Annotated in this window: 24 protein-coding genes; 15 read left to right on the forward strand and 9 right to left on the reverse strand. The window is 69.0% G+C overall.

What is annotated here, in order from left to right; genetic code table 11:
• Positions 1-86: 86 nt before the first annotated feature.
• The gene (locus tag D3261_RS05490; RefSeq protein ID WP_199693929.1) at positions 87-1,340 is read left to right on the forward strand and encodes an NAD(P)/FAD-dependent oxidoreductase; all 1,254 of its coding nucleotides are present in this window, start codon (positions 87-89) and stop codon (positions 1,338-1,340) included.
• Positions 1,341-1,683: 343 nt separating this feature from the next.
• On the opposite strand, the gene D3261_RS05495 is transcribed toward D3261_RS05490, so the two are convergent.
• The gene (locus D3261_RS05495) at positions 1,684-2,316 is read right to left on the reverse strand and encodes a nitroreductase family protein (protein ID WP_120069992.1); all 633 of its coding nucleotides are present in this window, start codon (positions 2,314-2,316) and stop codon (positions 1,684-1,686) included.
• A 96-nt stretch (positions 2,317-2,412) separates the two neighbouring features.
• On the opposite strand from D3261_RS05495, the gene gatE reads away from it, so the two are divergent.
• Entirely contained in the window at positions 2,413-4,287 is a 1,875-nt protein-coding gene (gene gatE, locus D3261_RS05500) for a Glu-tRNA(Gln) amidotransferase subunit GatE (RefSeq protein WP_120069995.1), read from the forward strand.
• Here the strand turns inward: gatE and D3261_RS05505 are convergent, their stop codons facing one another.
• Positions 4,288-5,124, reverse strand: a complete 837-nt coding sequence (locus D3261_RS05505; RefSeq protein ID WP_120069997.1) for a phosphatase PAP2 family protein — start codon at positions 5,122-5,124, stop codon at positions 4,288-4,290.
• A 120-nt stretch (positions 5,125-5,244) separates the two neighbouring features.
• Here D3261_RS05505 and D3261_RS05510 point away from each other — a divergent pair, with 120 nt between their 5' ends.
• Positions 5,245-5,826 (forward strand): J domain-containing protein, encoded by a 582-nt coding sequence (locus D3261_RS05510; RefSeq protein ID WP_120070000.1) that lies wholly within the window; start codon positions 5,245-5,247, stop codon positions 5,824-5,826.
• Positions 5,827-5,844: 18 nt separating this feature from the next.
• On the opposite strand, the gene D3261_RS05515 is transcribed toward D3261_RS05510, so the two are convergent.
• Positions 5,845-6,069 (reverse strand): hypothetical protein, encoded by a 225-nt coding sequence (locus D3261_RS05515; protein WP_233553896.1) that lies wholly within the window; start codon positions 6,067-6,069, stop codon positions 5,845-5,847.
• Here D3261_RS05515 and D3261_RS05520 point away from each other — a divergent pair.
• Complete coding sequence (locus D3261_RS05520; protein WP_233553897.1) at positions 6,062-6,412, forward strand: helix-turn-helix domain-containing protein; 351 nt, start codon at positions 6,062-6,064, stop codon at positions 6,410-6,412. The genes D3261_RS05515 and D3261_RS05520 overlap by 8 nt on opposite strands.
• 42 nt (positions 6,413-6,454) lie before the next feature.
• Here D3261_RS05520 and D3261_RS05525 read toward each other — a convergent pair whose 3' ends face one another.
• The gene (locus D3261_RS05525) at positions 6,455-6,844 is read right to left on the reverse strand and encodes a type IV pilin (RefSeq protein ID WP_120070003.1); all 390 of its coding nucleotides are present in this window, start codon (positions 6,842-6,844) and stop codon (positions 6,455-6,457) included.
• A 263-nt stretch (positions 6,845-7,107) separates the two neighbouring features.
• On the opposite strand from D3261_RS05525, the gene mbhE reads away from it, so the two are divergent.
• Genes mbhE through D3261_RS05565 form a run of 8 tightly spaced genes read left to right on the forward strand, consistent with a single transcriptional unit; the run spans position 7,108 to position 14,942 of the window.
• Complete coding sequence (gene mbhE / locus D3261_RS05530) at positions 7,108-9,567, forward strand: hydrogen gas-evolving membrane-bound hydrogenase subunit E (RefSeq protein WP_120070006.1); 2,460 nt, start codon at positions 7,108-7,110, stop codon at positions 9,565-9,567.
• Positions 9,564-10,037 (forward strand): MnhB domain-containing protein, encoded by a 474-nt coding sequence (locus tag D3261_RS05535; RefSeq protein WP_120070009.1) that lies wholly within the window; start codon positions 9,564-9,566, stop codon positions 10,035-10,037. The genes mbhE and D3261_RS05535 overlap by 4 nt, the downstream gene beginning before the upstream one ends.
• The gene (locus tag D3261_RS05540) at positions 10,034-10,387 is read left to right on the forward strand and encodes a sodium:proton antiporter (protein ID WP_120070011.1); all 354 of its coding nucleotides are present in this window, start codon (positions 10,034-10,036) and stop codon (positions 10,385-10,387) included. The genes D3261_RS05535 and D3261_RS05540 overlap by 4 nt, the downstream gene beginning before the upstream one ends.
• On the forward strand, positions 10,388-11,971 hold the full coding sequence (locus D3261_RS05545; RefSeq protein ID WP_120070012.1) for a complex I subunit 5 family protein: 1,584 nt from the start codon (positions 10,388-10,390) through the stop codon (positions 11,969-11,971).
• A complete protein-coding gene (locus tag D3261_RS05550) occupies positions 11,968-12,525 on the forward strand; it encodes a Na+/H+ antiporter subunit E (protein WP_120070015.1) in 558 nt (185 codons plus the stop codon). Before D3261_RS05545 ends, D3261_RS05550 begins: the two co-directional genes overlap by 4 nt.
• Positions 12,506-12,805 (forward strand): monovalent cation/H+ antiporter complex subunit F, encoded by a 300-nt coding sequence (locus tag D3261_RS05555; protein ID WP_120070018.1) that lies wholly within the window; start codon positions 12,506-12,508, stop codon positions 12,803-12,805. Before D3261_RS05550 ends, D3261_RS05555 begins: the two co-directional genes overlap by 20 nt.
• Positions 12,802-13,173 (forward strand): monovalent cation/H(+) antiporter subunit G, encoded by a 372-nt coding sequence (gene mnhG / locus D3261_RS05560; protein ID WP_120070020.1) that lies wholly within the window; start codon positions 12,802-12,804, stop codon positions 13,171-13,173. Before D3261_RS05555 ends, mnhG begins: the two co-directional genes overlap by 4 nt.
• A complete protein-coding gene (locus D3261_RS05565; protein ID WP_120070023.1) occupies positions 13,170-14,942 on the forward strand; it encodes a flippase activity-associated protein Agl23 in 1,773 nt (590 codons plus the stop codon). Before mnhG ends, D3261_RS05565 begins: the two co-directional genes overlap by 4 nt.
• 1 nt (position 14,943) lies before the next feature.
• On the opposite strand, the gene coaBC is transcribed toward D3261_RS05565, so the two are convergent.
• Positions 14,944-16,101 carry a bifunctional phosphopantothenoylcysteine decarboxylase/phosphopantothenate--cysteine ligase CoaBC gene (gene coaBC / locus D3261_RS05570; protein ID WP_120070026.1) on the reverse strand — a complete coding sequence of 386 codons (1,158 nt, stop codon included), beginning with the start codon at positions 16,099-16,101 and terminating at the stop codon, positions 14,944-14,946.
• A gap of 40 nt (positions 16,102-16,141) precedes the next feature.
• On the opposite strand from coaBC, the gene D3261_RS19680 reads away from it, so the two are divergent.
• Entirely contained in the window at positions 16,142-16,339 is a 198-nt protein-coding gene (locus tag D3261_RS19680; protein ID WP_147464931.1) for a hypothetical protein, read from the forward strand.
• Between the two features lie 177 nt (positions 16,340-16,516).
• Here D3261_RS19680 and D3261_RS05575 read toward each other — a convergent pair whose 3' ends face one another.
• A complete protein-coding gene (locus D3261_RS05575) occupies positions 16,517-17,932 on the reverse strand; it encodes a NosD domain-containing protein (RefSeq protein WP_120070028.1) in 1,416 nt (471 codons plus the stop codon).
• Between the two features lie 111 nt (positions 17,933-18,043).
• Here D3261_RS05575 and D3261_RS05580 point away from each other — a divergent pair, with 111 nt between their 5' ends.
• Positions 18,044-18,556: an SRPBCC family protein gene (locus D3261_RS05580; protein WP_120070031.1), complete on the forward strand. Its 513-nt coding sequence runs from the start codon at positions 18,044-18,046 to the stop codon at positions 18,554-18,556.
• A 2-nt stretch (positions 18,557-18,558) separates the two neighbouring features.
• Here the strand turns inward: D3261_RS05580 and D3261_RS05585 are convergent, their stop codons facing one another.
• The 3 genes from D3261_RS05585 to D3261_RS05590 are packed head-to-tail and all read right to left on the reverse strand — an operon-like array spanning position 18,559 to position 20,911.
• Complete coding sequence (locus D3261_RS05585; protein ID WP_120070033.1) at positions 18,559-19,725, reverse strand: sodium:calcium antiporter; 1,167 nt, start codon at positions 19,723-19,725, stop codon at positions 18,559-18,561.
• Between the two features lie 52 nt (positions 19,726-19,777).
• The gene (locus D3261_RS20650; RefSeq protein ID WP_233553898.1) at positions 19,778-20,149 is read right to left on the reverse strand and encodes a hypothetical protein; all 372 of its coding nucleotides are present in this window, start codon (positions 20,147-20,149) and stop codon (positions 19,778-19,780) included.
• Entirely contained in the window at positions 20,150-20,911 is a 762-nt protein-coding gene (locus D3261_RS05590; RefSeq protein ID WP_233553899.1) for a sodium:calcium antiporter, read from the reverse strand.
• An 82-nt stretch (positions 20,912-20,993) separates the two neighbouring features.
• Here D3261_RS05590 and D3261_RS05595 point away from each other — a divergent pair, with 82 nt between their 5' ends.
• Complete coding sequence (locus D3261_RS05595) at positions 20,994-22,343, forward strand: D-aminoacyl-tRNA deacylase (protein WP_120070036.1); 1,350 nt, start codon at positions 20,994-20,996, stop codon at positions 22,341-22,343.
• Positions 22,344-22,359 lie beyond the last annotated feature (16 nt).

Genomic DNA, 22,359 nt, shown 5'->3' on the forward strand with positions numbered 1-22,359 from the left:
CAACAGTCCAAACGGACGAGCGGGGCTGTGATACGATCGGCTTCGAGTATGCCAGCGGTTTTGCCCCTCCCACCACGAATCCGTCCATGAACGTCATCGTGGTCGGCGGCGGGCTCGCGGGGCTGGTGGCGGCGCGCCATCTCGCGGCCGGCGGGCTGGACGTCGAACTCATCGAGCGCCACGACACCGCGGGTGGACGGGTCCGAAGCCGCACCGTGGACGGCTACACTCTCGACCGCGGGTTCCAGGTGTTGTTCACCGCCTATCCCGGGGTGCGACGCGAACTCGACCTCGCATCCCTCGACCTCCGGGCGTTCACCCCCGGCGCGACGCTCGCGCGTCCCGGCTCCACGCGCCCCCTCGCGGATCCTCGACGCGACCCGCGGTCGCTCCCCGCGACCGTCGCGGCTCCCGACGCGACCCTCGGCGACAAACTCCGCGTCGTCCGGCTCTGGCGTGCGCTCGCCGACCGCCGGGAGAGCGAGGCGTTCGCCGGTCCCGACCAGTCAGTCGTCGACTACCTCGACGAGCGCGGCTTCTCGGAGCGGTTCGTCGAGTCGTTCTTCGCGCCCTTCTACGGCGGCATCACGCTCGACCGCGACCTCTCGACCTCGGCGGCGGTGTTCGAGTACACCTTCCGGATGCTCGCGGCGGGCGACATCGCGGTACCCGCGAACGGGATGGGCGCGGTCACGACCCAGCTCGCCGACGCCGCGCGGGCCGCCGGCGCACGGCTCTCCCTCGGAACGACCGTCGACGCGGTCGAGGCCACCGACGACGGCGCGCGGGTCGAGATCGGGACCGAAACCCGCGAGGCCGACGCGGTCGTGGTCGCCACCGACCCGCCAGCGGCTCGCGACCTCACCGGTGTCGAGTCGATTCCCACCGACGCGCGCGGCTGTGTGACCCAGTACCTCTCGTATCCCTCGGACCAGCGGCTCCCCACTGGCGGAAAGCTCCTGCTCAACGCCGCCGGCGACGAACCGAACCACGTCGCGCCGCTCTCGAACGTGGCCCCCGAGTACGCGCCCTCGGGCCGGGACCTCCTCAGCGCGACGTTCCTCGGGACACCCGACGAGAGTGACGACACCCTCGCGAACCGCGTCCGTCGGGCGCTCGCGTCGTGGTACCCCGACCGTCGCTTCGACCTCTCGCCGGTCGCCACCGATAGGATCGAGTTCGCGCAGTTCGCCCAGCCGCCGGGGTTCTATCGGGGGCTTCCAGCGGCCGACGCGCCCGATGGCCCCGTCTTCCTCGCGGGTGACTACACCAACTGGTCGTCGATCCACGGCGCGATAACGAGCGGGCGGACCGCGGCGCGTACGGTGCTCGATCTCTAAGGAGGAGCTGACCTGCTTCGTTTGCTTTGTGCCTTCGAACAGTTGTCTGGGTCAGCCACGATACGAGTGCTGCGGCAATACCCGATTCAAACGAGAACCACCCCGCACCGCCACGCCCCGCATCAGCCACGAGCCTCCCCAACCGACTGCGCTCCTCGTTCGCGTCGCTCACGGGTCACTTCGTTCCCCGTTCGCAATCGAGGTTCTCCTTTCAGTCGAACCTCGCACCGCTCACTCCGGTGCTCATCCCTCGCACAGTGTCCGCGACCGGCCCTCACTGTCGTTCGGACCGGTCGCGAGCGCGCGCCAACCGCTCCGATCGTTCTCGATTCGTTTTCGCGGTTCAGTCCTCGTCCGGTGTGAACTCGCCCTCGAAGACGACTTCGTCCAGCGGTTTCCGGTTGTTCGGGTGTTCGTCCGTGTCGTCCGAATCGTCGTGGATACCGACGGCGACCATCACTTCCACGTCGTACTCCTCGTCGAGGTCGAAGCGGTCGGCGGCGGCCTCGTGGTCGAACCCGCCCATCGCGTGGACCGCGAGCCCGCGGCGCGAGCCTTCGAGCGCGAAGTTCTCCCAGGCGGCACCGGCGTCGAAGGAGTGACTCGCGACCGGTGCGCCGTTGTGGTCGAAGGTGGTCTTCGAGAGGATCACCACGAGCGCGCCCGCGTCGGCCGCCCACTCCCGATTGTGGTCGTTCACGAGCGCCAGGAAGTCGTCCCAGACCTCGTCGTCGCGGGCGGCGTAGACGAACCGCCAGTGCTGGTTGTTGTACGAGGAGGGGGCCCACCGCGCGGCTTCGAAGAGGGCCATGAGGTCGGCCTCCGCGACCGGTTCGCCGGTCATCGCGCGCGGCGACCACCGGTTGACGAACAGCGGGTCCACGTCGTAGCCCGGGTCGCGGTGTGCCTCGACTTCCGGGCGAAGGTCGTCAACGGTCGACTCGTCGGGTGTCGCCGTGGTTTCGGTCCGCTCCATTGATCGAAGCTGGGTACGTCGTTCCGACGAACAAACCTACCGGATGGCGGACGCGAACCGCGACGGTTTTTGGTCGTCCGCGCCGCAGGGCCCACAATGAGCACGTCGCCGTTCGACTACGACGAGCTGGGTCTCGTCGCCGGCCTCGAGATCCACCAGCAGCTCGACACCGACTCGAAGCTGTTCTGTGGCTGTCCGACCGACCGGCGCGAGCCGGAGGAATCCACCCACACCTTCGAACGTTTCCTCCACCCGACCAGCAGCGAACTCGGCGAGGTCGACGTCGCGGCGCTCGAAGAGGCCGCCGCCGAACGCGAGTTCGAGTATCTGGGCTTCGATTCGACCTGCCTCGTGGAGGCCGACGACGAACCACCAAGCCGGATCGACGAGGAAGCGGTCGAAGTGGTCCTCGAGATCGCCGCCCTGCTCGACATGGACCCCGTCGACCAGGCCCACGTGATGCGGAAGATCGTCGTCGACGGCTCGAACACGTCGGGATTTCAGCGCTCGGCGCTCGTCGCGGGTGACGGGGAGATCAGCACCGACGACGGGCCGGTCTCGATCGTCGACATGGAACTCGAAGAGGAGAGCGCCGCGCGCGTCGAGGAGACCGATTCAGGAGTGCGCTACGCGCTCGATAGGTTGGGCATTCCGCTCGTCGAGATCGGCACGGGGCCCGACATCCGCTCGCCCGAGCAGGCAAAGGAGGCCGCCCAGCGGATCGGGATGCTCCTGCGCTCGACGGGGAAGGTCAAACGCGGTCTCGGCACCATCCGCCAGGACGTCAACGTCTCGATCGCCGACGGCGCGCGGGTCGAGCTCAAGGGCGTCCAGCGCCTCGACGACATCGACGACATCGTTGAGAACGAGGTCCGCCGCCAGGTCGAACTCGTCGCGGTCCGCGACGAACTCGAAAGTCGAAACGCTGGCGTGAGCGACCCCGTCGACGTCACCGAGGTCTTCGCCGACACCGACAGCGGCGTGGTCGGCGGCGCGCTCTCGGGCGGCGGTCGCGCGATGGCGGTCCGCCTCGACGGTTTCGACGGGCTCGTCGGTCGCGAGCTCCAGGACGACCGCCGGCTCGGCACCGAGTTCGCCGACCACGCCAAACACCATGGCGTCGGCGGGATCTTCCACACCGACGAGCTCCCGGCCTACGGCGTGACGAGCGAGGAGGTCACAGCGCTCGAAGACGCGGTCGACGCGGGCGAGGAGGACGCCGTGGCGATGGTGGCCGCCGACCCCCGCAGCGCGACCGCGGCCATCGACGCCGTAGCCGACCGGGCGCGAACCGCGCTCTCGGGCGTCCCCGAGGAGACACGCGACGTCACACCCGACGGCACCTCGCGCTACCTCCGACCGCTCCCCGGCGCGGCCCGGATGTACCCCGAGACCGACGTCCCACCCGTCGAACTCGACTTCGAGGGGATCGAGGTTCCGGAACTCCTCACCGAGAAGGTCGAGCGCTATCAGTCGGAACTCGACCTCGACCCCGGCCTCGCGCGTCAGGTCGCCTACGGCCGGCGGATGCCGCTGTTCGAGGCGACCGTCGAGCGCGGTGTCGACCCGACGCTCGCGGCGGGCACGGTGGAGAGCACCGCGACCGAACTCCGGCGCGACGGGGTCCCCGTCGATGACGTGAGCGACGAGCGCTTCCTCGACCTCTTCGACCTCTACCAGGAGGGCGAGGTCACGACGGAGGCGATCGACGACCTCCTCGTCGTGCTCGCCGAGAACCCTGAGCGCTCGGCCGCCGAGGCCGCGGAGGAGGAGGGGCTCGGAAGCGCCGGTGACGACGAGGTCCGCCAGGCCGTCGTCGAAGTCGTCGAACGGAACGAAGAACAGGTGCGAGAACAGGGGATGGGTGCGTTCTCGGGGCTGATGGGCGAGTGCATGGGCGCGCTCGGCGGTCGGGCGGAGGGCGACGAGGTGAGCGAGCTGTTGCGTGAGGAGATCGGGAAACGAAGCTGATCACTCCGTCTCGCGGTCGGGGCTCAACACCTTCGGGCGCAGGCCGAAGAAATCCGGGACGGGAAGTACGCGTTCGGGGTCGACCCGCCGGGAGATGACGTAGGCGACGCCGACGAGTACGAGCGCGAACGCGGCGTCGACGAACCAGTGGATGCCGAGGTAGAACGTCGAGAGCACGACGGTCGCGGCGAGTCCGGTGGCGAAGACGGTGTAGCGACGGGTCGCTTTCCTGGCGTAGAGCACCGCAAGCGCGGCGAGTCCGGTGTGGAGGCTCGGGAGCGCCTTCACCATCGTGTCGGTGGCGAACATTCCCGCGGTGATGACCGGGTCGACCCCGAACGCGAGCGGTCTGACCTCGGCGGGGGCGTAGAGCGACGGGATGCCGACCGGGACGAAGATGAAGAACGGCACCGCGAGCGAGACGAGCGTGAGGTAGCCGAGGGCGTAGCGTCTGGACTCGTGCTCGTCGTGGGCCTTCACCTTGAAGTAGGTGAAGAGTACGATGGTCGGGAGGCCGATGAGGTATATCGCGATGAAGAACGCCGTGAGCGCCGGGTTCGCGATGGTCTGGACGTTCGCGACCAGCGAGCCCTCGACTTCGTAGATGACCCAGGTGAACGTCCCCGGGGCGTGGAACTGGTGGGCGACCTCGTTGACGCCCGCCGTCACGAGCCACGCGACCCCGAGGTACTTCCAGTCGGTGCGCACGAGCTCCTTGGCGAACGCGACCGGCCGGCGGTCGGGGAGGAACACCGCCGCACAGCCGACGAGCGCGAGGATCGACCCGGTGGCGACGAGCAGCGTGTACGCCATCGCCGGTGGAACCGCAGGGACCATTGGGAGACCACTACGACCGATAGCGCACAAAGCCGTTGTGATACGACCCCATACGGAGCCCCCAACAGTTCCGGGACCGACCGGCGGGGGGCTTATTAGCCGCCGTCGGCTATCGACCGCGTGTTTCACGAGGTGGTCGGCTCGCAGCCCGAGTGGGTCGTCACCGCCGGCCTCGGCGTCGCGGCGTTCGTCGCGGTGGCCTGCGTGTTCGTCGCCGGCGCGCGGCTGTTCCCCGACCCGCCGAACCGCTCACACCACGTGAGCGGCGAGGAGAAACGCCGTCGCGAGATCCGCACCTACCTCGGGGCCGTCGACCAGCCGTTCGTCGAGAACCACTCGCTCGACGGCCTACAGGCCGACTTCTACTTCCCCGACCACGACGTCGCGGTGACGTTCGACCCCCGAACGTACTACCGGCTCCAACGAACGCCGACCACCGCCGTGCTCGTCGAACACGAACTCCCCGGATCCCACCTCGGCGCGCGCTTGCCCTTCGACGTCCCCGCGCTCGGCGGGCCGGTCGACGACCCCACGACCGCCGCCTTCGCTGTGCTGGGACTCCCGGTCGAGGCCAGCCTCGCGGACGTCAGGGCGGCCTACCGGGAGAAGGTGAAGGAGGCCCACCCCGACCACGGCGGCGACCGCGACGAGTTCCGCCGGGTCCGCGAGGCCTACACCACCGCGAAGGAACACGCCGGCTGAGGTGGTAGCTGCTACGCGTTACTCGAAGACCCCGACCACCGCGTGTTCGAACAGGAGGAAGACGTTGTAGAGACACGTGGTCTGGAAACCGACGAGCACGAACGGGACGGGTTCGGGGAGCCCGACGCGTTCGACGAGCACGACCAGGGCGTAGCTCACGACGAGGTTGCCGCCGGTGGCGAGGATGTGGACCATCGAGGCCGCCGCGACCCCCTGCCCCTCGCGCTCACGTTCGGTGAGCACGCCGCCGAACGCCAGCGGCCGCAACGACGAGTGGAAGCTCCGGATCCTCTTCCCCGACCGCGACTCGCTCTCGGCGACCTACGACTACTGCACCGAGGAGGCGCTCACGCTCACGGTCAACCGGATCCACGAACTCGACGGCGAACACCGCGACGAGTACGGGCTCACCGAGACCCTGGTCGCGGCCGTCGAGGCGGGCTACTTCGACATCCCACAGCAGGCGACCCTCGACGAGCTCGCCGACGAGATCGGCATCACCCACCAGGCGCTCTCCGAACGCCTCCACCGGGGCCACAAGACCCTGATCGAGAACGCGCTGATCATCGGTCGGATGGGACGGTGAGCGCCGCGGTGACGACGGCGCTGGACCGTCGTGGTCGGTCCGTTACTCGCCGCCACCGCCGTCGAGGCTGGTTCGCCAGATGACCGAGGACTGGCCGTCGCCGGTGTAGATCACCCTCACCGCACCCGTGTCGCTCAGTTCGGCGACTTCGGTGCCGGCCGTTATCTCGCCGGTGGCGCTGGAGGAGGCGACGCCGTCGCCCTCGACCGCGATGTTCTCGCCGTCGAGCGTGTCGCCGCCGCTCATCACCAGCGTTCCGTCCTGGACGCTGAAACTCGCCTGTGGCGTCGTCTGCTGCTCGCCGCCGAGCCCGAGCACGAACGCCCCGATAACGGCCGCGAGTATCACCACGACCGCGACCATCAACACGACGCCGATCACCGGACTGACGCCGCGCGTCGCTTCGCCGAACCGCTTGTGTGTTTCGTTCATATTCACGTGTTGTCGTAAACCCACCAGCGAGGGGTTCGACGAGCGCACGGCACGACCGCGCTCCGGCCCCGAACTGGTGCGTTACCGTCGGTGGTCCCGTTATCCGGTATAAACGTTCAGAACGTATACCGACGATACAGATCGCTTCGGCGAACGATCCTCTTGATTCATCGAGCGCGGACACCGAACTGATCGGTCGCCCGTGGCCGATCCCCCGCGAGGATTTTGAGAACGGTTAAGTCGGGGGGAAAGCGATTACTAACGTGTTCTCCGTGGCGCTCCCGACGGCGGTCGCCGATGGTGTTCCGACGGTGGTCGGGCGTCCCGGATCCGGTGGCATCGCACTCACGCTGGCCCAGACGGGGACGGATCCCAGTAGCATGGCGCTGTTCGCGGCGCTCGGGCTCCCGTTTCTCGCCGCGCTCCTCGCGCCGCTCGTCTACCGTGCCCTCGGCGAGCGGACGGCGTGGTTCGCCGCGCTGGTCGCACTGGTCTCCTTTGGACTGGTCGCGAGCCAGTACGGCACCCAGGGACCCGTCACGCTCCCGTGGATCCCGACGCTCGGGATCTCGCTCACGCTCTACCTCGACGGTCTTTCCCTCCTGATCTCGCTGCTCGCGAGCGGCGTCGGCGTTCTGATCTTCACCTACTCGGCGGGCTACATGCACGACGAACCCGGCAAAGCCCGCTACTACGCAACCCTGCTCGCGTTCATGGGCTCGATGCTCGGCGTCGCGCTCGCCTCCGACCTCATCGCGCTGTTCGTCTTCTGGGAACTCACCTCGATCACTTCCTTCGGCCTCGTCGGCCACTACCGCGACTCCGAGAGCGCCCAGTCCGCAGCCCGCCAAGCGCTCATCGTCACGGTCTCGGGTGGGCTCTTCATGCTCGTCGGCTTCATCCTGCTCGCGTACGCCTCCGAGGTCGCCTTCGGCGCTCCCACCTTCACCCTCATCGGCGGCCCGGACTCGATGATCGCGAACGCCGAGGCGATGCGGACCGCCCTCCGCAATACGGGACTGTTCCTCCCGGTGCTCGGGCTCGTCGCGCTCGGTGCGGCCGCCAAATCCGCCCAGGTCCCGCTCCACTTCTGGCTCCCGAGCGCGATGGAAGCTCCAACTCCGGTTTCGGCGTTCCTCCACTCCGCGACGATGGTGAAGGCCGGCGTCTTCCTCGTCGGCCGCACCCGACCGCTCCTCACCGGCGAGGAGTGGATGGTGCTCTTCGCGAGCCTCGGCCTGCTCACCATGACCGTCACCGCGATCCGCGCGCTCGGCGCGACCGACATCAAGGAGCTCCTCGCCTACTCGACGGCCTCCCACCTCGGGCTGATCACCGCCGGCTTCGGCTTTACGAACCAGCTCGGGGCCGAGACCGGTGCGTTCCACATCCTGAATCACGCGCTGTTCAAGGCCACCCTCTTCCTCGTCGCCGGGATCGTCGCCCACGAGGCGGGGACCCGCGCGCTCGACGAGCTCGGCGGCCTCCGGCACGACCTCCCACTGGTCGGCGTGATCACCGCCATCGCGGCGCTCGGGATGGCCGGCGTCCCGCCGTTCAACGGCTTCTACTCCAAGGAACTCCTCTACGAGGCGGCCTACGAGACCGCCCACGAACTCGGCGGGCTCGCGTGGGCCTTCCCCGTCGTCGCCGTCGTCGGCAGCGTCTTCACCTTCCTCTACTCGATCCGGTTCCTCTGGCTGTTCATGGGCGAGAAACCCGATTCGCTCGGTGCGGTTCACTCGCCCTCCTACGCGCTGGTCGCGCCGCCGGCCGTCCTCGCCGGGCTCGCGATGGTCGTCGGGATCGACCCCCAGCTCGCCGTCGACACCATCGTCCAGTCGGCCTTCGCGAGCACCGTCGCGGGCGAGGCCCACTCGATGAGCGTCTACCTCCCGACCTACCTCTCGCCGGCGGTCGCGATGAGCGCGGTCACCATCGCCGCCGGGATCGCCCTCTCGCCGTTCTACGACCGCCTCGCCGACGGCGTCCGGCGGCTCTCGCAGGGGCCGGCGACCGCGACGTGGTGGTACGACGGCGCGGTCGTCGGGCTCGAACGCGCGAGCGCGGTCTCGCTCCCGCGGCTCCAGACGGGGCGGTTCAGAACCGCCGCGGTGTGGCTGCTCGGGTCGACGGTGCTCCTCGTGCTCGCGGGCTACGTCGCGGCCGGGGTCTCGCTCCCCGCCTTCACCGGCCTCTCGGTCACGGCTCCCGTGGTGGTCATCCTCGCGGTGGCGGTGCTCGCGGCGGCGGCGATCGGCATCGCCCCCTCGCACATCGCGGGCGTGCTCACGCTCTCCATCCTCGGGTTCATGGTGGCGCTCTTCTTCGTGCTGTCGAGCGCGCCGGACCTCGCGCTCACCCAGCTGGTGGTCGAGACCCTCGTGCTGGTGATATTCCTCCTCGTGCTCGACAAGCTCCCGGCGTTCTACGGCGAGGCGACCCGAAGCAACGTGGTCCGCGACGCGGTGCTCGCCGCCGGCGTCGGGCTCACGGTCTGTCTCACGGTGTTGGTGGCGACTGCGCCGAGCCCTGACACGATCGCGGGCTTCTTCGTCGAGACCGCGCCGCTGCCCGAGGGCGGCGGTGGCGGGAACATCGTCAACGTGATCCTCGTCGACTTCAGAGCCCTCGATACGTTGGGCGAGATATCGGTGGTCGCGATGGCGGCGATCTCGGTCGTCACCCTCATCGCGATGCGGGGTCGGGGTGAGTCGTCGTGAGCGCCCGCGACGCGACCGTGATCGCCCGGACCGTCAGCCGGATCGTCTTCCCGTTGATACTGCTGACGGCGTTCGCGCTCCTCCTCCAGGGCCACAACCGGCCGGGCGGCGGGTTCATCGCGGGCGTGCTCACCGCGGTGGCCTTCGCCCTCCTCATGATCATCTACGGCTTCGATTATATCGAGAGCGAACTCCTCGGTCGTGAAACCGACGGTGCGGTCGCCGCCGCCTTCACGATCGTCACGGACAACAGCCTCGTCTTCACGCTCGGCCTCGCGCTCGCCGTCGGGAGCGGCCTCGTCGCGATGGTCTTCGGGCTCCCCTTCCTCACCCAGACGGTCGTCTTCCTCCACGACCTCCCGGTCTACCACGAACTCGAACTCGCGAGCGCGTTCGTCTTCGACCTGGGGGTCTACCTCGTGGTCGTCGGCGCGCTGCTCACGGTGCTCACGGTGGTGGGTGCGGAATGACCCAGTTCGTGCTCGCGGTCGTCCTCGGGCTCCTGTTCGCTTTCGGCACCTTCCTCGTGCTCCGACGCGACATCCTCCGGGTGGTCTGGGGCGTGGTGATCTACTCCCAGGCCGCGAACGTCTACCTCATCACGATGGGTGGGCTCTCGGGCGTCGCGCCGATCATCTCGGGCCACGCCGTCGAGAACCCGGACACCGTCACCGACCCGCTGGTCCAGGCGCTGGTGCTCACCGCCATCGTGATCAGCTTCGGTACCACCGCGTTCGCGCTCGTGCTGACCTACCGGATCCACGAGGAGCACGGCACGATCGACCTCCAGAAACTCGGCGAGACGGGCGGTGAGAGCTGAATGGTGGCCCAGATAGTGATCGCGCCGCTGTTGGTCGCGCTCGTCACGGCGGTCGTCTCGCTGTTCGTCCGTCGGTTCCCGCGCGCCCGCACCGCCGTCAGCCTCGCGGGTGCGCTCGCCTACCTCGTAAGCGTCGTCGTGCTCGCCGAGCGGGTCGCGAGCCAGTCGATCCTGGCCTATCAGCTCTCGGCGTGGCGTGCGCCCTTCGGTGTCACGCTCGTCGCCGACGCGCTCTCGGTCTTCATGCTCGCCATCACCGCGGTCGTCTCGCTGGCGGCGGTGGTCTTCTCGGTCGGCTTCATGAGCGAGCACGCCCAGCGGGTCTCGTATCACCCGCTCTATCACCTCCTCGTGGCCGGCGTCACCGGCGCGTTCCTCACGGGTGACCTCTTCAACCTCTTCGTCTGGTTCGAGGTCCTGTTGCTGTCGAGCTACGTTCTCGTGGTGTTCTACTCGGGGCCGGAGCACACCCGTGCCGGGCTGACCTACACCGTGCTCAATCTCCTCGGGAGCGCGCTGATGCTGGTCGCCATCGGCGGCCTCTACGCCACGGTCGGGACCCTCAACATGGCCGACATGGCGCGTCGGCTCGCCAACCCCGCCCAGTACGGCATCGACCCCGTCCCCGTCCTCGGGATCACCGTCTTGCTGTTCTGCGTGTTCGCGCTCAAGATCGGCGTGGTTCCCTTCCAGTTCTGGGTGCCGGCGGCCTATCGCGCCGCGCCCGCGCCGGTCGCGGCGATGCTCGCGGGCGTGGTCAAGAAGGTCGGCATCTACGCGGTGATCCGGCTCTACTTCACCGTCTTCGCCGCCGCGCGCCTCCCGGACGGCCTCGGGCTTCCCGGCTTCGTCGGGAACTCCTATCTCTCCTTCCTCGGCCCCGTCCTCTTCGCGGTGGCGGCCGCGAGCATCCTCTTCGGAGGGGTCGCCGCGGTGAGCCGTGACGACTTCGACGGCGTGCTCGCCTACTCGAGCATCGGCCAGATCGGGTTCGTGGTGCTCCCGCTCGCGGTCGCCGCCACCGTTCCGAGCGTCAGGGCGCTCGGGATCGCCGCCGCGCTGGTCTACGCGCTCAATCACGCGCTCGCGAAGGCCATGCTGTTCTTCGCGAGCGGGACGGTCGGCGACGCGGTCGGGACGGTGCGTTTCGCCGAACTCGGCGGCCTCGCGAAGCGCACCCCGCTGTTCGCCATCGCGGTCCTGGTGGGGATGCTCTCGCTCATCGGCATCCCGCCGTTGATCGGCTTCTTCGGCAAGTTCCTCGTCTTCCAGACCACCGCCCACGCCGGCGCGGCCGGCGAGCCGGGTGCGGCGTTCGCGCTCGCGCTCTCGGTGGTCGGCGCGATACTCACGGTGGCCTACTTCACGCGCGCTTGGAACCGTGGGTTCTGGGGCGCGGCGACCGCGCCCGTCGAGCACGGGAGCTACTCGTCGGTGCTGGTGGGCGTCGTGGTGGTGCTCGCGGCGTCGCTGGTCGTCGTCGGGGTCGGCTTCGACCCGGTCTGGCGTGCAGCGAACGCCGCGGCCGACGCCACCCTCGCCCGTGGCCAGTACGTCGGCGCGGTGTTCGGGGGTGGCGGATGAAGCGCTGGCCCGTCATCGGCGTCACGCTCGCCGTACTCTGGCTGTTCGTCCGGGGCGTCGAGCTCGGCGTGGACTACGTCCTCGGCGAGTTCGTCATCGGACTCCTGATCGGCCTCCCGATCGCGTTCGTCTTCCGGCGGTTCTACGCCGAGGAGTTCGCGTTCGCGAGCACCGTCCGCGTGCTCCCGGCCGCCATCGCCTACCTCACGCTGTTCGCCAAGGAGCTCATCGTGGCGAACCTCGACGTGGTCTATCGGGTCCTCTCGCCGTCGATGCCGATCGACCCCGACGTGGTGGCGATCCCGCTCCGGGTCGAGACCGACGCCGCGGTGACGACGATCGCGAACTCGATCACCCTGACCCCGGGGACGCTCACGATGGACTACGACGAGGAGTCGAACACGCTCTACGTCCACGGGATCACCGGTAAGAACCGGTCTGGGGTCGTCGAGCCCGTTCGCCGGTGGGAGGACTACGCCCTCGTCATCTTCGACGAGGACGCGAGTCCCGACGACACGCCGCCCCGCCCACGAGGTGGTTCGCGTGGCGATTGAAGCGCCCGCGTTCCTCACGACCGTGATACAGGTGGGGCTCGTGGTCGCGACCCTCGTGACGCTCGTGGCGGGCTATCGGGTCATCCGCGGGCCGACGACCCCCGACCGGGTGGTGGCGCTCGACACCATCGCCACCAACGTGGTCTCGGTCGCGGTCCTGTTCGCGCTCCTGACGAATCAGGGATTCTTCGTTAGCGTCAGCCTCGTGCTCGCGATCATCGGGTTCGTGAGCACGATCGCCGTCGCTCGCTACGTCACCGAAGGGGACATCATCGAATGAACACGATCCACGCAGCCATCGTCGCGGTGTTGATCGGTATCGGGTGTTTCTTCCTCGTCGTCGGGACCCTCGGTCTCGTCAGGCTGCCCGACGTCTACAACCGGATGCACGCCACCACGAAGGCGACCACCCTCGGGGCGGCGTCGTTCTTCCTCGCGGGCGTGGTCTACTTCGGGCCCGCGGCACCCGGCGGGGCGGGGTTGATCGCGCTCGTTGGGCTGGTCTTCCTCTTCATCACCGCCCCCACGGGTGCCCACGTCATCTCGCAGGCCGCCGAACGGATGGGGGTCGCGTTCGCGGGCGAGGCGACCTGGCCCGACACCGGCGAATCCCGACCCGAGTCGCCGGGCGAGGAGGACGAGGGGTGAACCGCGACCGACGAACCACCCTCGCGGTCGGGGTCGTCACGTTCCTCGCGCTCGTGGTTCGATTGGTCGAACTCGGCGCGCGGGTCGCCCACCAGGACGAGGCCCGGGTGGCCTACTGGGCCTACCGCTACATGGAGAACGGGGTCTACTGGTATCGACCCGTGGTCCACGGACCGTTCATCACCATCGTCGACAGCTGGGTGTTCAGTCTGATCGGGGCCTCCGACTTCTCGATGCGGCTCGTGGTCGCGCTGGTCGGCGGTCTGCTTCCCCTCGCGGCGCTCCTCTTCCGCCGTCGGCTCCGGGACTCCGAGACCGTGGCGCTCTCGGTCGTGCTCGCCGCCGCCCCGCTGTTCGTCTACTACTCGCGCTTCTACCGTAACGACCTGCTGCTCGCGGGGTTCATGCTCGTCGCGTTCGGCTGTTTCGTCCGGGCGATCGACGACCGGCGGCCGGCCCTCGTCTACCTCGGGGTGGCCTTCTTCGCGCTCGCGTTCACCACGAAGGAGAACGCCGTGATCTACGCGGTGACGTGGGTCGGCGCGACGGCGCTGCTAGTCGACCGACGACTCCTGATCCATCGGGTTCGCGAGTCGGACATCGGTCCCACGATCGCCGACCTGAGACGGCGGGTTCGGTACGGGGTTCGGGAGTGGTGGCCCCACGCGGTGTTCTTGTTCGTCGAGTTCCTCGCGATCGTCGTCTTCTTCTACGCGCCGCGTGGCGAGGCGGCCGGGGCCCAGCCGACGATCGGCGACACCCTCGCCGACCCCACGCTGCTCGCGGGCCTCGTTCGCGAGGCCACCCTCGGGTCGTGGACCGCCTTCGTCGGTCACTGGGGGGCGGGCAACAGCGGGTCGTACCTCTCGGCGGCGGGGGCGCTCTGGCCCGCACTGCAGACCGGGGCGCTCTTCGTGCTCGTCTTCGCGGTCGTGGGCTTCCTCCTCGATCGCTACACCGGCGAGCGCCCCCGCGACGTCGTGGCCTTCACCTTCTACTGGGGCTTCGCGAGCGCGCTCGGCTATCCCATCGCCGTGGCGAACCCGTTCCCCTGGGAGGTGATCCACGTGGCGGTGCCGCTCGTGGTCCCCGCCGCCGTCGGGGTCGCCGCGGTCGGTCGGGTGGCCCTCCAGGGGCTCCGCGACGCCGGCGGACTCGACGCGCTTCGCGAGGGCTCACCGACGCTGAACCGGGACGCGCTCGCCGGACTCCTCGCTGGTCTCGTGCTGGTGATGGTCGCCGCCCACACCGGGCTCGCGGTCTACGACACCTCCTTCGAGAACGACCAGAACCCCGACAACGCACTGGTCCAGTACGCCCAGTCGTCGAGCGAGATGAAACCGCTGCTCGGCGAACTTCAAGAGGTTATCCGGACGAACGACGGCACCGACGTGCTCTACTACGGCGACAACCCCGATTTCGACGGCGACGAGCTCGCGGGGAACGAGTCCGCCGACGACAGCCCGCCGGCCGACCTCAACTGGTTCCGTCGGCTGCCGCTCTCGTGGTACTTCGAGGCCGACGGCGCGGTGTCGAACAGCACCGACGACGCCGCCGCGTTCGACCGACTGGTCCGGGGCGAGGACCGCCCGCCGATCGTGGTCGCGTTCGGCGAGACGGACTCGTGCGGGGAGTCCTACGCCAGCGTGGCCGACATCGAGAGCTCGCTTTCGGGCTACGAGCGCCACGAGGTCCAGCGCTTCTCCTACGACAGCGGTTGTACGATCTCCACGATGGAGATCTACGTCGACGAGAACGCGGTGAACTGAGTCAATCGAGTTCGGCCGCGAGCTCGTCGGCGACCCGCGCGCCGAGGCCCGACTTGTCGCCATCGTACTCCCTGACGCGGTTCTCGCGAACCACGAGCGCGCGCGTTCGGTCGCTTCCCATCACGCTCGCGTCGTTGGCGACCACGAAGGTGAGGTCGACCCGTGAGAGCGTTTTCCGGGCCGCCGCGACCATCGCTTCGTCGTCGCCGCTCGTCTCCGTCTTGAACCCGACCATCGGGAGGTCCGGGTGGGATTCACGGACCGAATCGAGCACCTTCGGGGTGGGTTCGAGGTCGAGGGTCAGCCCTTCCCGACCCGAGCGGATCTTCTCGGCACTGGCCTCGACGGTGTAGTCGCCGATCGCCGCCGCCGAGACCAGCGCGTCGGCGTTCTCGACCGCTCCCTCGACGGCGGCGAGCATCTCGGCGGCGCTCTCGACGGGTTCGACGTCGGCGGAGGGGACCTCGGGCCCGTCGTGGACGAGGGTGACGTTCGCGCCGCGGATGTAGCACGCCCGCGCGACGGCCCGCCCCGTTTTTCCCGAGGATCGATTCGTGAGCGTTCGCACCGGGTCGATGGCCTCCGAGGTGGGGCCGCTGGTGACCACGACGCGCCGACCTGCGAGCGGGTGGTCACTCGTGGCGCGGGCGGTCGCGAGCGCGATGGCGTCGATCGAGGCGATCTTGGCCTTGCCCTCCTCGATCCGCGGCGGGACGAACGAGACGCCCCACGACTCGACCCGGTCGATGGCCTCGGCCACGCCGGGGTGGTCGTACATCGGTTCGTGCATCGCGGGCGCGACCACGACCGGGAGGTCCGCCCCGAGCGCCGTGGTCGCGGTCGTCGTCACGGGGGTGTCGTCGATCGCGGCCGCCATCTTCCCCACCGTGTTCGCGGTCGCGGGGGCGACCAGGAGGACGTCCGCCCAGCCGTCGCGACCGCAGAGGTCGACGTGTTCGATCCGACCCGTGATCTCCGTCACGACCGGGTTCTCCGTGGCGAACTCGATCGCCCACGGGTGGACGATCCCCTGTGCGCTCCCGGTCATCACCGCTCGCACCGTGGCCCCGCGCCGCCGGAGTTCGTGGGCGAGTTCCACAGTTTTGACCGCCGCGATCGATCCCGAGACCCCGAGCGCGACGTTCGCTCCTTCGAGCATCACCCGAGTCTCCGGTCGCCGGCGGGTTATACTGTCGGTCGTGACGCGACATTGCTGGGAGGGTTACGGTGGCGGTTGGGACGAGGCGGTACGGGTGCTGTGGCGCGCGCACGCGGGCGACGCGAGCGACAGCGAGCGCCGGCCGCGAATCGGCGTGCGAGGGATGAGCACCGAAGCGAGTGAAACGAGCGAGGAGCGCAGTCGGCTGGGGAGGCGTGTGGCCTGTGCGGGGCGGTAGCGGGGCGGCGGCGGTTCTCATTTGTACCGGGCGAGTGGCGGGAGCGGGCGGTACGGTGCGGTATCGCCCACAGAATCGGTTAACGAGATAACATCAATACGAAGACAGATGTAGTCGTCCCGGACTTCCCCGGCAACGCGGGTCGAAAGCCGCGCGTTCCAGTTCGCCGTGTGGGAGTCAGAATCCGCGATTCCGGCCACGACGACGCCGGATCACGACGACCGTCCCGAGCAGGACCAGCGCGACGAGCGCCGCCGCGGCGAAGATGACCTTGGCCCAGCCGACGGTCGAGGAGAGCAGGCCGCCGGCGTCCCCGGTTTCGGGGGCGGCCGTCTCGGCTGCCGACCCGTTCGCGCTTCCGTTCGACGCGGCCGTCCCCGGCTCGGACCCCACTTGGTCGGTGCTTTCGTCCGCGGCCGTCGATCCGTTGGCTCCCGCGGCGGCCCCCGTGGCGTTCGAGCCGACGGACGTGGCCGCCGTCGCGTCGGTGGTAGCCGGTGTCGCCGTGCTCGTGGCGGCGCTCCCCGGAACGGTGGTCATCGTGCGCTGGACCGAGGGTGAGTCGCTGGCCGTCACGTTCGCCGGGCCGCCGTTGCCGCTGTCCGAGAGCGCGCCGAAGACCCCGAACGCCGTGAGGTTGGCCCCCGAGACGGTGCCGCCGTCGCTCGTCGCGCCCGGCACCCGCGACCAGCTTCCCTGGCTCGCGCGCCAGAGGGTGGCCGCACCGCCGCCTGCTCCATCGTCCATCGTCAACGAGAGCGAGGAGTCACCGGCGGCGGCGAAGGCCTCGACGTAGGCCCCACGGTTCGCGGTGCCGGCGGGGAGCGCGGGCGGGTCGGTGATGGACCTGAACGCCACGTTCTGTGCGGTGAACGAGAGGGTGGCCGTCGAGAGTTCGAGGTTCGAGACCGTGTTCGGCCCGCGGTTACGCATCCCGTAGTAATCCCAGTTCGAGTTGTTGCGCGCGACGCTGTTCCGGACGGTGTTGTTCCCGCTCTCGCGCTCGAAGTGGATCCCCCACTTGTTCTGCACTGCGACAGCGTTCCGGACCGTGTTGTTGTTGCTCTCGCCACCGACCGCGACGCCTATCGAGTTGTTGTACGCGGTGGTATCGGCGACCCGGCTCTCACCCGACTGTGCGAGCGAGACCCCCGAGATGGTGCCGTTGGCGATGACGTTCCGAACCGTGCTCTCGTCGACACCGAGCAGGAACACCCCGACCGTCCACTCGTTCGTGTGGAGGCGCTCGACGGTGACGTTCGTGACCGGGGTCTGCGCGCCGTCGACCTCGACGCCGTGGCCCGTCCCGGTTCCCGTGACCGAGTGGCCCGCGCCGTCGAGGGTGACGTTTCCGCTCGTGACCTCGATACAGGCCTCGTCCTCGTCCGCGACGTCGCCCGTGACGTTCTCGGTGAGGACGTATCGTCCCGGGGTGTCGATGGTGGTACACGCGTTCACCGGGGTCGCGCCGGCGGGCTGTGCGCCCGCGAGGCCGACCGGGGCGACGGCGAGGGCGAGGACGGCGAGCGCCGCGAGAACGACGGCGGCGAGGGTGCTCTGACTGCGGTTCGAACCGGCGGGGAGGGCGTTCATCGGCTACCGCGTCGGTTGTGAGCGAGCCCCTATCTATTTCCCGATGTCGGCCGGGTGAGCGAAACCGTCGAACACGGCAACGCTTAGGCCCCCGGCGGTCGTGACTGAGCCGTGAACACCATCGATATCAGCACGGTCGTCTACCTCCCGCCGGAGGAGGTCTACGACGTGCTTATCGACTTTCCGCGGTATCCGCGCTACTCCGAGCACCTGCGTGGGGTCGACCGCCACGGCGACGGCTCGGCGGGTACGACCTACGACCTCCACTTCGCGTGGTGGAAACTCACCTACACCGCGCGTTCGCGGGTCACCGACACCGACCCGCCCAACCGCATCGACTGGCGGGTCGTGAAGGACATCGACGCCAACGGCCACTGGGCGGTCGAGGAGCGCGAGCCGCCCGAGGGCCGCGAGCACGCCTCGACGGTCCACTTCCGGGTCGAGTACGACACGGACTCGGTGAACCCCTCGAACTTCGACCTCCCCCGACTGGTCTCACTGTCGTGGGTGGTCGAGAAGGTCAAACCCGTCATCGAGCGCGAGGGCCAGCGGGTCGTCGAACGCGTCGTCGCCGACATCGAGGGCGAGCGCCGACCCGTCGACCTCGACGTCGAGACGCGGTAGCCTCAGTGGGTGGGCACGCCCGAGAGCCCGATCACGAAGACGTGATAGAGCACGATACCGATGAAGAGGGCGTAGAACAGCCCCCCGACCAGGAACGGGGCGGGGTGCATCGAGTCCGTGGTGTCCCGGCGCGCCCGAACGTAGAGGATCGCGGCGCTCACGAGCGCGAGCACGGCCGAGAGGGCGTTGAGAAAGCCAGTCGTCCCCCACTGGAGGGTGAGGTCCCAGGTGGTGAACAGGATCCCGAGGGTCACCGGCAGGGTGCCCTGAAACGCCATCGCCCCGGTGATGTTGCCGAGCGCGAGGGTGTCCTTGTCGTCGGCGATCCAGATGATGCTGTTGAACTTCTCGGGGAGTTCGGTGGCGAACGGCGCGAGCAGGAGCGAGAGGACCGCGGCGGGGATCGAGAGGACCTGGTTCGAGAAGTAGCTCACCTCGCCGACGAACAGCTGTGCGCCGCCGATGATCACCGCGAGCGCGATCAGGGTCTGGAGCCCGACGGTCCAGCCGGCGGGGTCCTCGCCGCGGCCGTCGTCGGTGGCCGGACCGCCACCGAGGCGCTCGACGACCCGACCGAGATAGAGGGGGTCGAGTTCCTCCTCGCCCTCGACCATGTCGTCGGCGCTGATGGTGCGGTAGAGGTAGAGGCCGTACCAGAAGACCAGGAACGCGCCGATGACGACCGTCGCGATACCGGTGACGAACGCCGCGGCCACCGCGAGCACGTAGCCGACGAAGAAGAAGAAGAGGTCGCGCTGGGTGGACTCGTCGTTGACGTAGAACTCGCTGCCGTGGTCGCGCCGGCCGCTGAAGACCAGCACGCTCACCCCGACGAGGAACATCGCGATCGTGGCGAGCAGGAACGGGGCCCCGAGGATCGCGCCCACCCCGATGTCGCTCGCGGACTCGCTGCCCTCGCCCGAGAGGTACGCGCTGAGGATGGCGATGACGGGGATGAGGGTCTCGGGGAGCGCGGTGCCGACCGCCGCGAGGACGCTCCCGGTCGCGCTGTCGCCGAGGCCGAGGTACTGGCCCAGCCACTCGACGCCGTTGGTGAAGATCTCCGCGCCGAGCAGGAGGAGGACGAACGAACCGACGAGGAGAATCGTGTTCCCGAGAACCCCGGAGACGAGAGCAAGAGGGAGCCCGGACACGAGCACCGAAGTCATGGCCCCGGCTCTGCTGGGGATCGGTTAAGCGGTTTCGCTTGCGTCCGCGACGCTACGCAGTGCTCGCACCGAGTACGAGAACGGCGTAGAGCGCGAACGCCACGAACCCGACGTAGAGGACGCCACCGAGCAGGAACGGTGCGGGCCGGAGCTCGCGGCCGTCGGCCGACCGCACCCGGCGGTAGACCAGCCCGGCACTCACGAGCGCGAGCACGGCCGAGAGGGCGTTGAGAAAGCCCGTGGTGCCCCACTGGAGGCTGAGGTCCCACGAGGTGAACAGGATCCCGAGGGTGACGGGGATGGTGCTCTGGAAGGCCATCGCGCCGGTGATGTTGCCGAGCGCGAGGGTGTCGCTCCCGCGGGCCATCCAGAGCACGCTGTTGAACGTCTCGGGGAGTTCGGTCGCCAGCGGTGCGAGCAACAACTAGACTACCGCCGCCGGCACCGAGAGCACCGTCTCGGAGAAGAACTCGATCTCGGTCACGAACAGCTGCGCGCCGAGCACGATGAACCCGAGCGCTAGGAGCGTTTGGAGCCCGACGAGGAGCGAGTGGGGGTCGCTACCGTTGTCGCGTTCGCTCTCGATACCGGCGGCTCCGAGACCCCGCTCGACGATCTTCCCGAGGTAGTGGTCGTCCATATCGTCCCCGTCCACGAGGTCGCCGCTCCGCACGGATCGATGGACGTAGACCGCGTAGAGCCCGACGAGCACGACCGCGATCCCAACTGAAACCAGATGGGAGGGGACGAACGCCGCGGCCACCGCGAGCACGTAGGCGAACAGGAAGAAGGAGAGGTCGCGTTCGGTGGATTCGGGGGGATACCGGACCGCCTCGTCGGCCTCCCGGCGACCGGCGAAGAGGTAGGCCGATGCGCCGACGAGGAACATTGCGACCGTGGCGAGCAACAGCGGCGCACCGAGGATCGCGCCTACGCCGATGTCGTCGGCCGCGCTGCCGCCCTGGAGGATGGCGATCACGGGAATGAGGGTCTCGGGGAGCGCGGTGCCGAGCGCCGCGAGGATCGACCCGGTGGCGCTCTCGGAGATCCCGAGGCGCTGACCGAGCCACTCGACGCCGTTGGTGAAGACCTCGGCACCGACCAGCAGGAGGAGAAACGACCCCACGAGGATCCCCGCCCGGTCGAGCGGCACCGTCGCGACCGGGAGGGAGGGCGAAGGAAACACGGCCGAATTTCGCGTCCGAATCGATTAAGCGATCCCATCCACGGATCGCGGGGCTTTAGCCCGCGAGACGGCTGTAGCCGGTATGATCGGTATCGTCGTGAGCCGCGCCGACCGGGCGTCGAGCCACATCGGCGAACAGCTCCGCGACCTCGCGGAGTGGACCACCGAGACGGACGACACACGGACCGACGCCGACGGTGGCGGCACCGTTCTTCGGAAGACGGGCTTCGAACTCCGCGAGTTCGACGCGCTCCACCTCGACATCGAGGGAGTCGCCGACGCGTTCGACGACCCCGACCTCGTTGTGTTCGCCTCGAAACACGCCGGCGACACCGGCCGATTTTTGACGGCCCACCACACCGGGAACTTCGGTCCCGCGGAGTTCGGCGGCGAGGCGAACGCGTTCGCCGAGGCCGCACCGAACGTCCACGCCCGCGTCGTTCGTACCCTCACTGCGCACGCCCCGGAGAGCTACGATGTCGGGATGGAGTGTACCCACCACGGTCCCACCGACGTCGGCTGTCCCTCGCTGTTCGTCGAGCTGGGGAGTTCGGAAGAGGAGTGGGACGACCCCGCGGGCGCGCGGGCGGTGGCGAAAGCTATCCTCGACCTCGACGGAACGGCCCCAAACCGCGAGCGCCAGGTCGTCGGGTTCGGCGGCGGTCACTACGTCCCGCGATTCGAGCGAGTAGTGAGGAAAACCGACTGGGCGGTGGGCCACATCGGTGCGGACTGGGCGCTGGACGCGATGGGTGCCGTCGAGAACCACACCGACGCCGTCGAGCGGGCCTTCGAACGCAGCGGCGCGACCCGAGCCGTCGTCGAGGGGACGAAACCCGACCTTCGGGCGGTCGTCGAGGAGCTCGGTTACCGGGTGGTGAGCGAGACCTGGCTCCGCGAGACGACCGGCGTCCCGCTCGCGCTCGTCGAGCGCGCCGAACGTGAGCTGGGGACCGTCGACGACGGTCTCCGGTTCGGGGAGCCGGCTCGAACGGACGGCGATGGGTTCGCGGACCCAGTGGATCCGGTCGTCGACCGCCTGCCGTCGGAACTGGTGGCCGAAGTCGAGGGTATCGACCGCGAGGGTGCTCGTGAGGTCGTCGAGCGGCACGCGCTCGCGGTCGACACCCACGAATCGGGCACCCGCCTCGCCGACCGCGTGCTGCTCGCCAGCGGGGACGACCGCGACTCGATCGTCGACGGGTTCGCCGACCTCCTCGAACGGGAGTACGGGTCGGTCGAGCGGCGGAACGGCGACCTCGTCGTCCGTGAGACGGCCTTCGACCCGGCGGCGGCAGCGAAGCTGGGTGTTCCCGAAGGACCGAAGTTCGGGGCGCTCGCCGACGGCGAGGCGGTGACGGTCGACGGCCGGACGATACCGCCCGAGGCGGTCCACACCGAACACGTCCGTCGGTTCGCCCGTCGGGAGTGACATTCACCGGACAGAA

This window comes from Halococcus sp. IIIV-5B, from assembly GCF_003602035.1.
In the GTDB taxonomy this organism is placed as follows: Archaea; Halobacteriota; Halobacteria; order Halobacteriales; family Halococcaceae; genus Halococcus; species Halococcus salsus.

Coding starts and splice junctions, on each gene's coding strand:
- D3261_RS05490 (WP_199693929.1), top strand. CDS start 87: ATGAACGTCATCGTGGTCGGCGGCGGGCTCGCGGGGCTGGTGGCGGCG.
- D3261_RS05495 (WP_120069992.1), bottom strand. CDS start 2,316: ATGGAGCGGACCGAAACCACGGCGACACCCGACGAGTCGACCGTTGAC.
- gatE (WP_120069995.1), top strand. CDS start 2,413: ATGAGCACGTCGCCGTTCGACTACGACGAGCTGGGTCTCGTCGCCGGC.
- D3261_RS05505 (WP_120069997.1), bottom strand. CDS start 5,124: ATGGTCCCTGCGGTTCCACCGGCGATGGCGTACACGCTGCTCGTCGCC.
- D3261_RS05525 (WP_120070003.1), bottom strand. CDS start 6,844: ATGAACGAAACACACAAGCGGTTCGGCGAAGCGACGCGCGGCGTCAGT.
- D3261_RS05540 (WP_120070011.1), top strand. CDS start 10,034: ATGACCCAGTTCGTGCTCGCGGTCGTCCTCGGGCTCCTGTTCGCTTTC.
- D3261_RS05545 (WP_120070012.1), top strand. CDS start 10,388: ATGGTGGCCCAGATAGTGATCGCGCCGCTGTTGGTCGCGCTCGTCACG.
- D3261_RS05550 (WP_120070015.1), top strand. CDS start 11,968: ATGAAGCGCTGGCCCGTCATCGGCGTCACGCTCGCCGTACTCTGGCTG.
- mnhG (WP_120070020.1), top strand. CDS start 12,802: ATGAACACGATCCACGCAGCCATCGTCGCGGTGTTGATCGGTATCGGG.
- coaBC (WP_120070026.1), bottom strand. CDS start 16,101: ATGCTCGAAGGAGCGAACGTCGCGCTCGGGGTCTCGGGATCGATCGCG.
- D3261_RS05575 (WP_120070028.1), bottom strand. CDS start 17,932: ATGAACGCCCTCCCCGCCGGTTCGAACCGCAGTCAGAGCACCCTCGCC.
- D3261_RS05585 (WP_120070033.1), bottom strand. CDS start 19,725: ATGACTTCGGTGCTCGTGTCCGGGCTCCCTCTTGCTCTCGTCTCCGGG.
- D3261_RS05595 (WP_120070036.1), top strand. CDS start 20,994: ATGATCGGTATCGTCGTGAGCCGCGCCGACCGGGCGTCGAGCCACATC.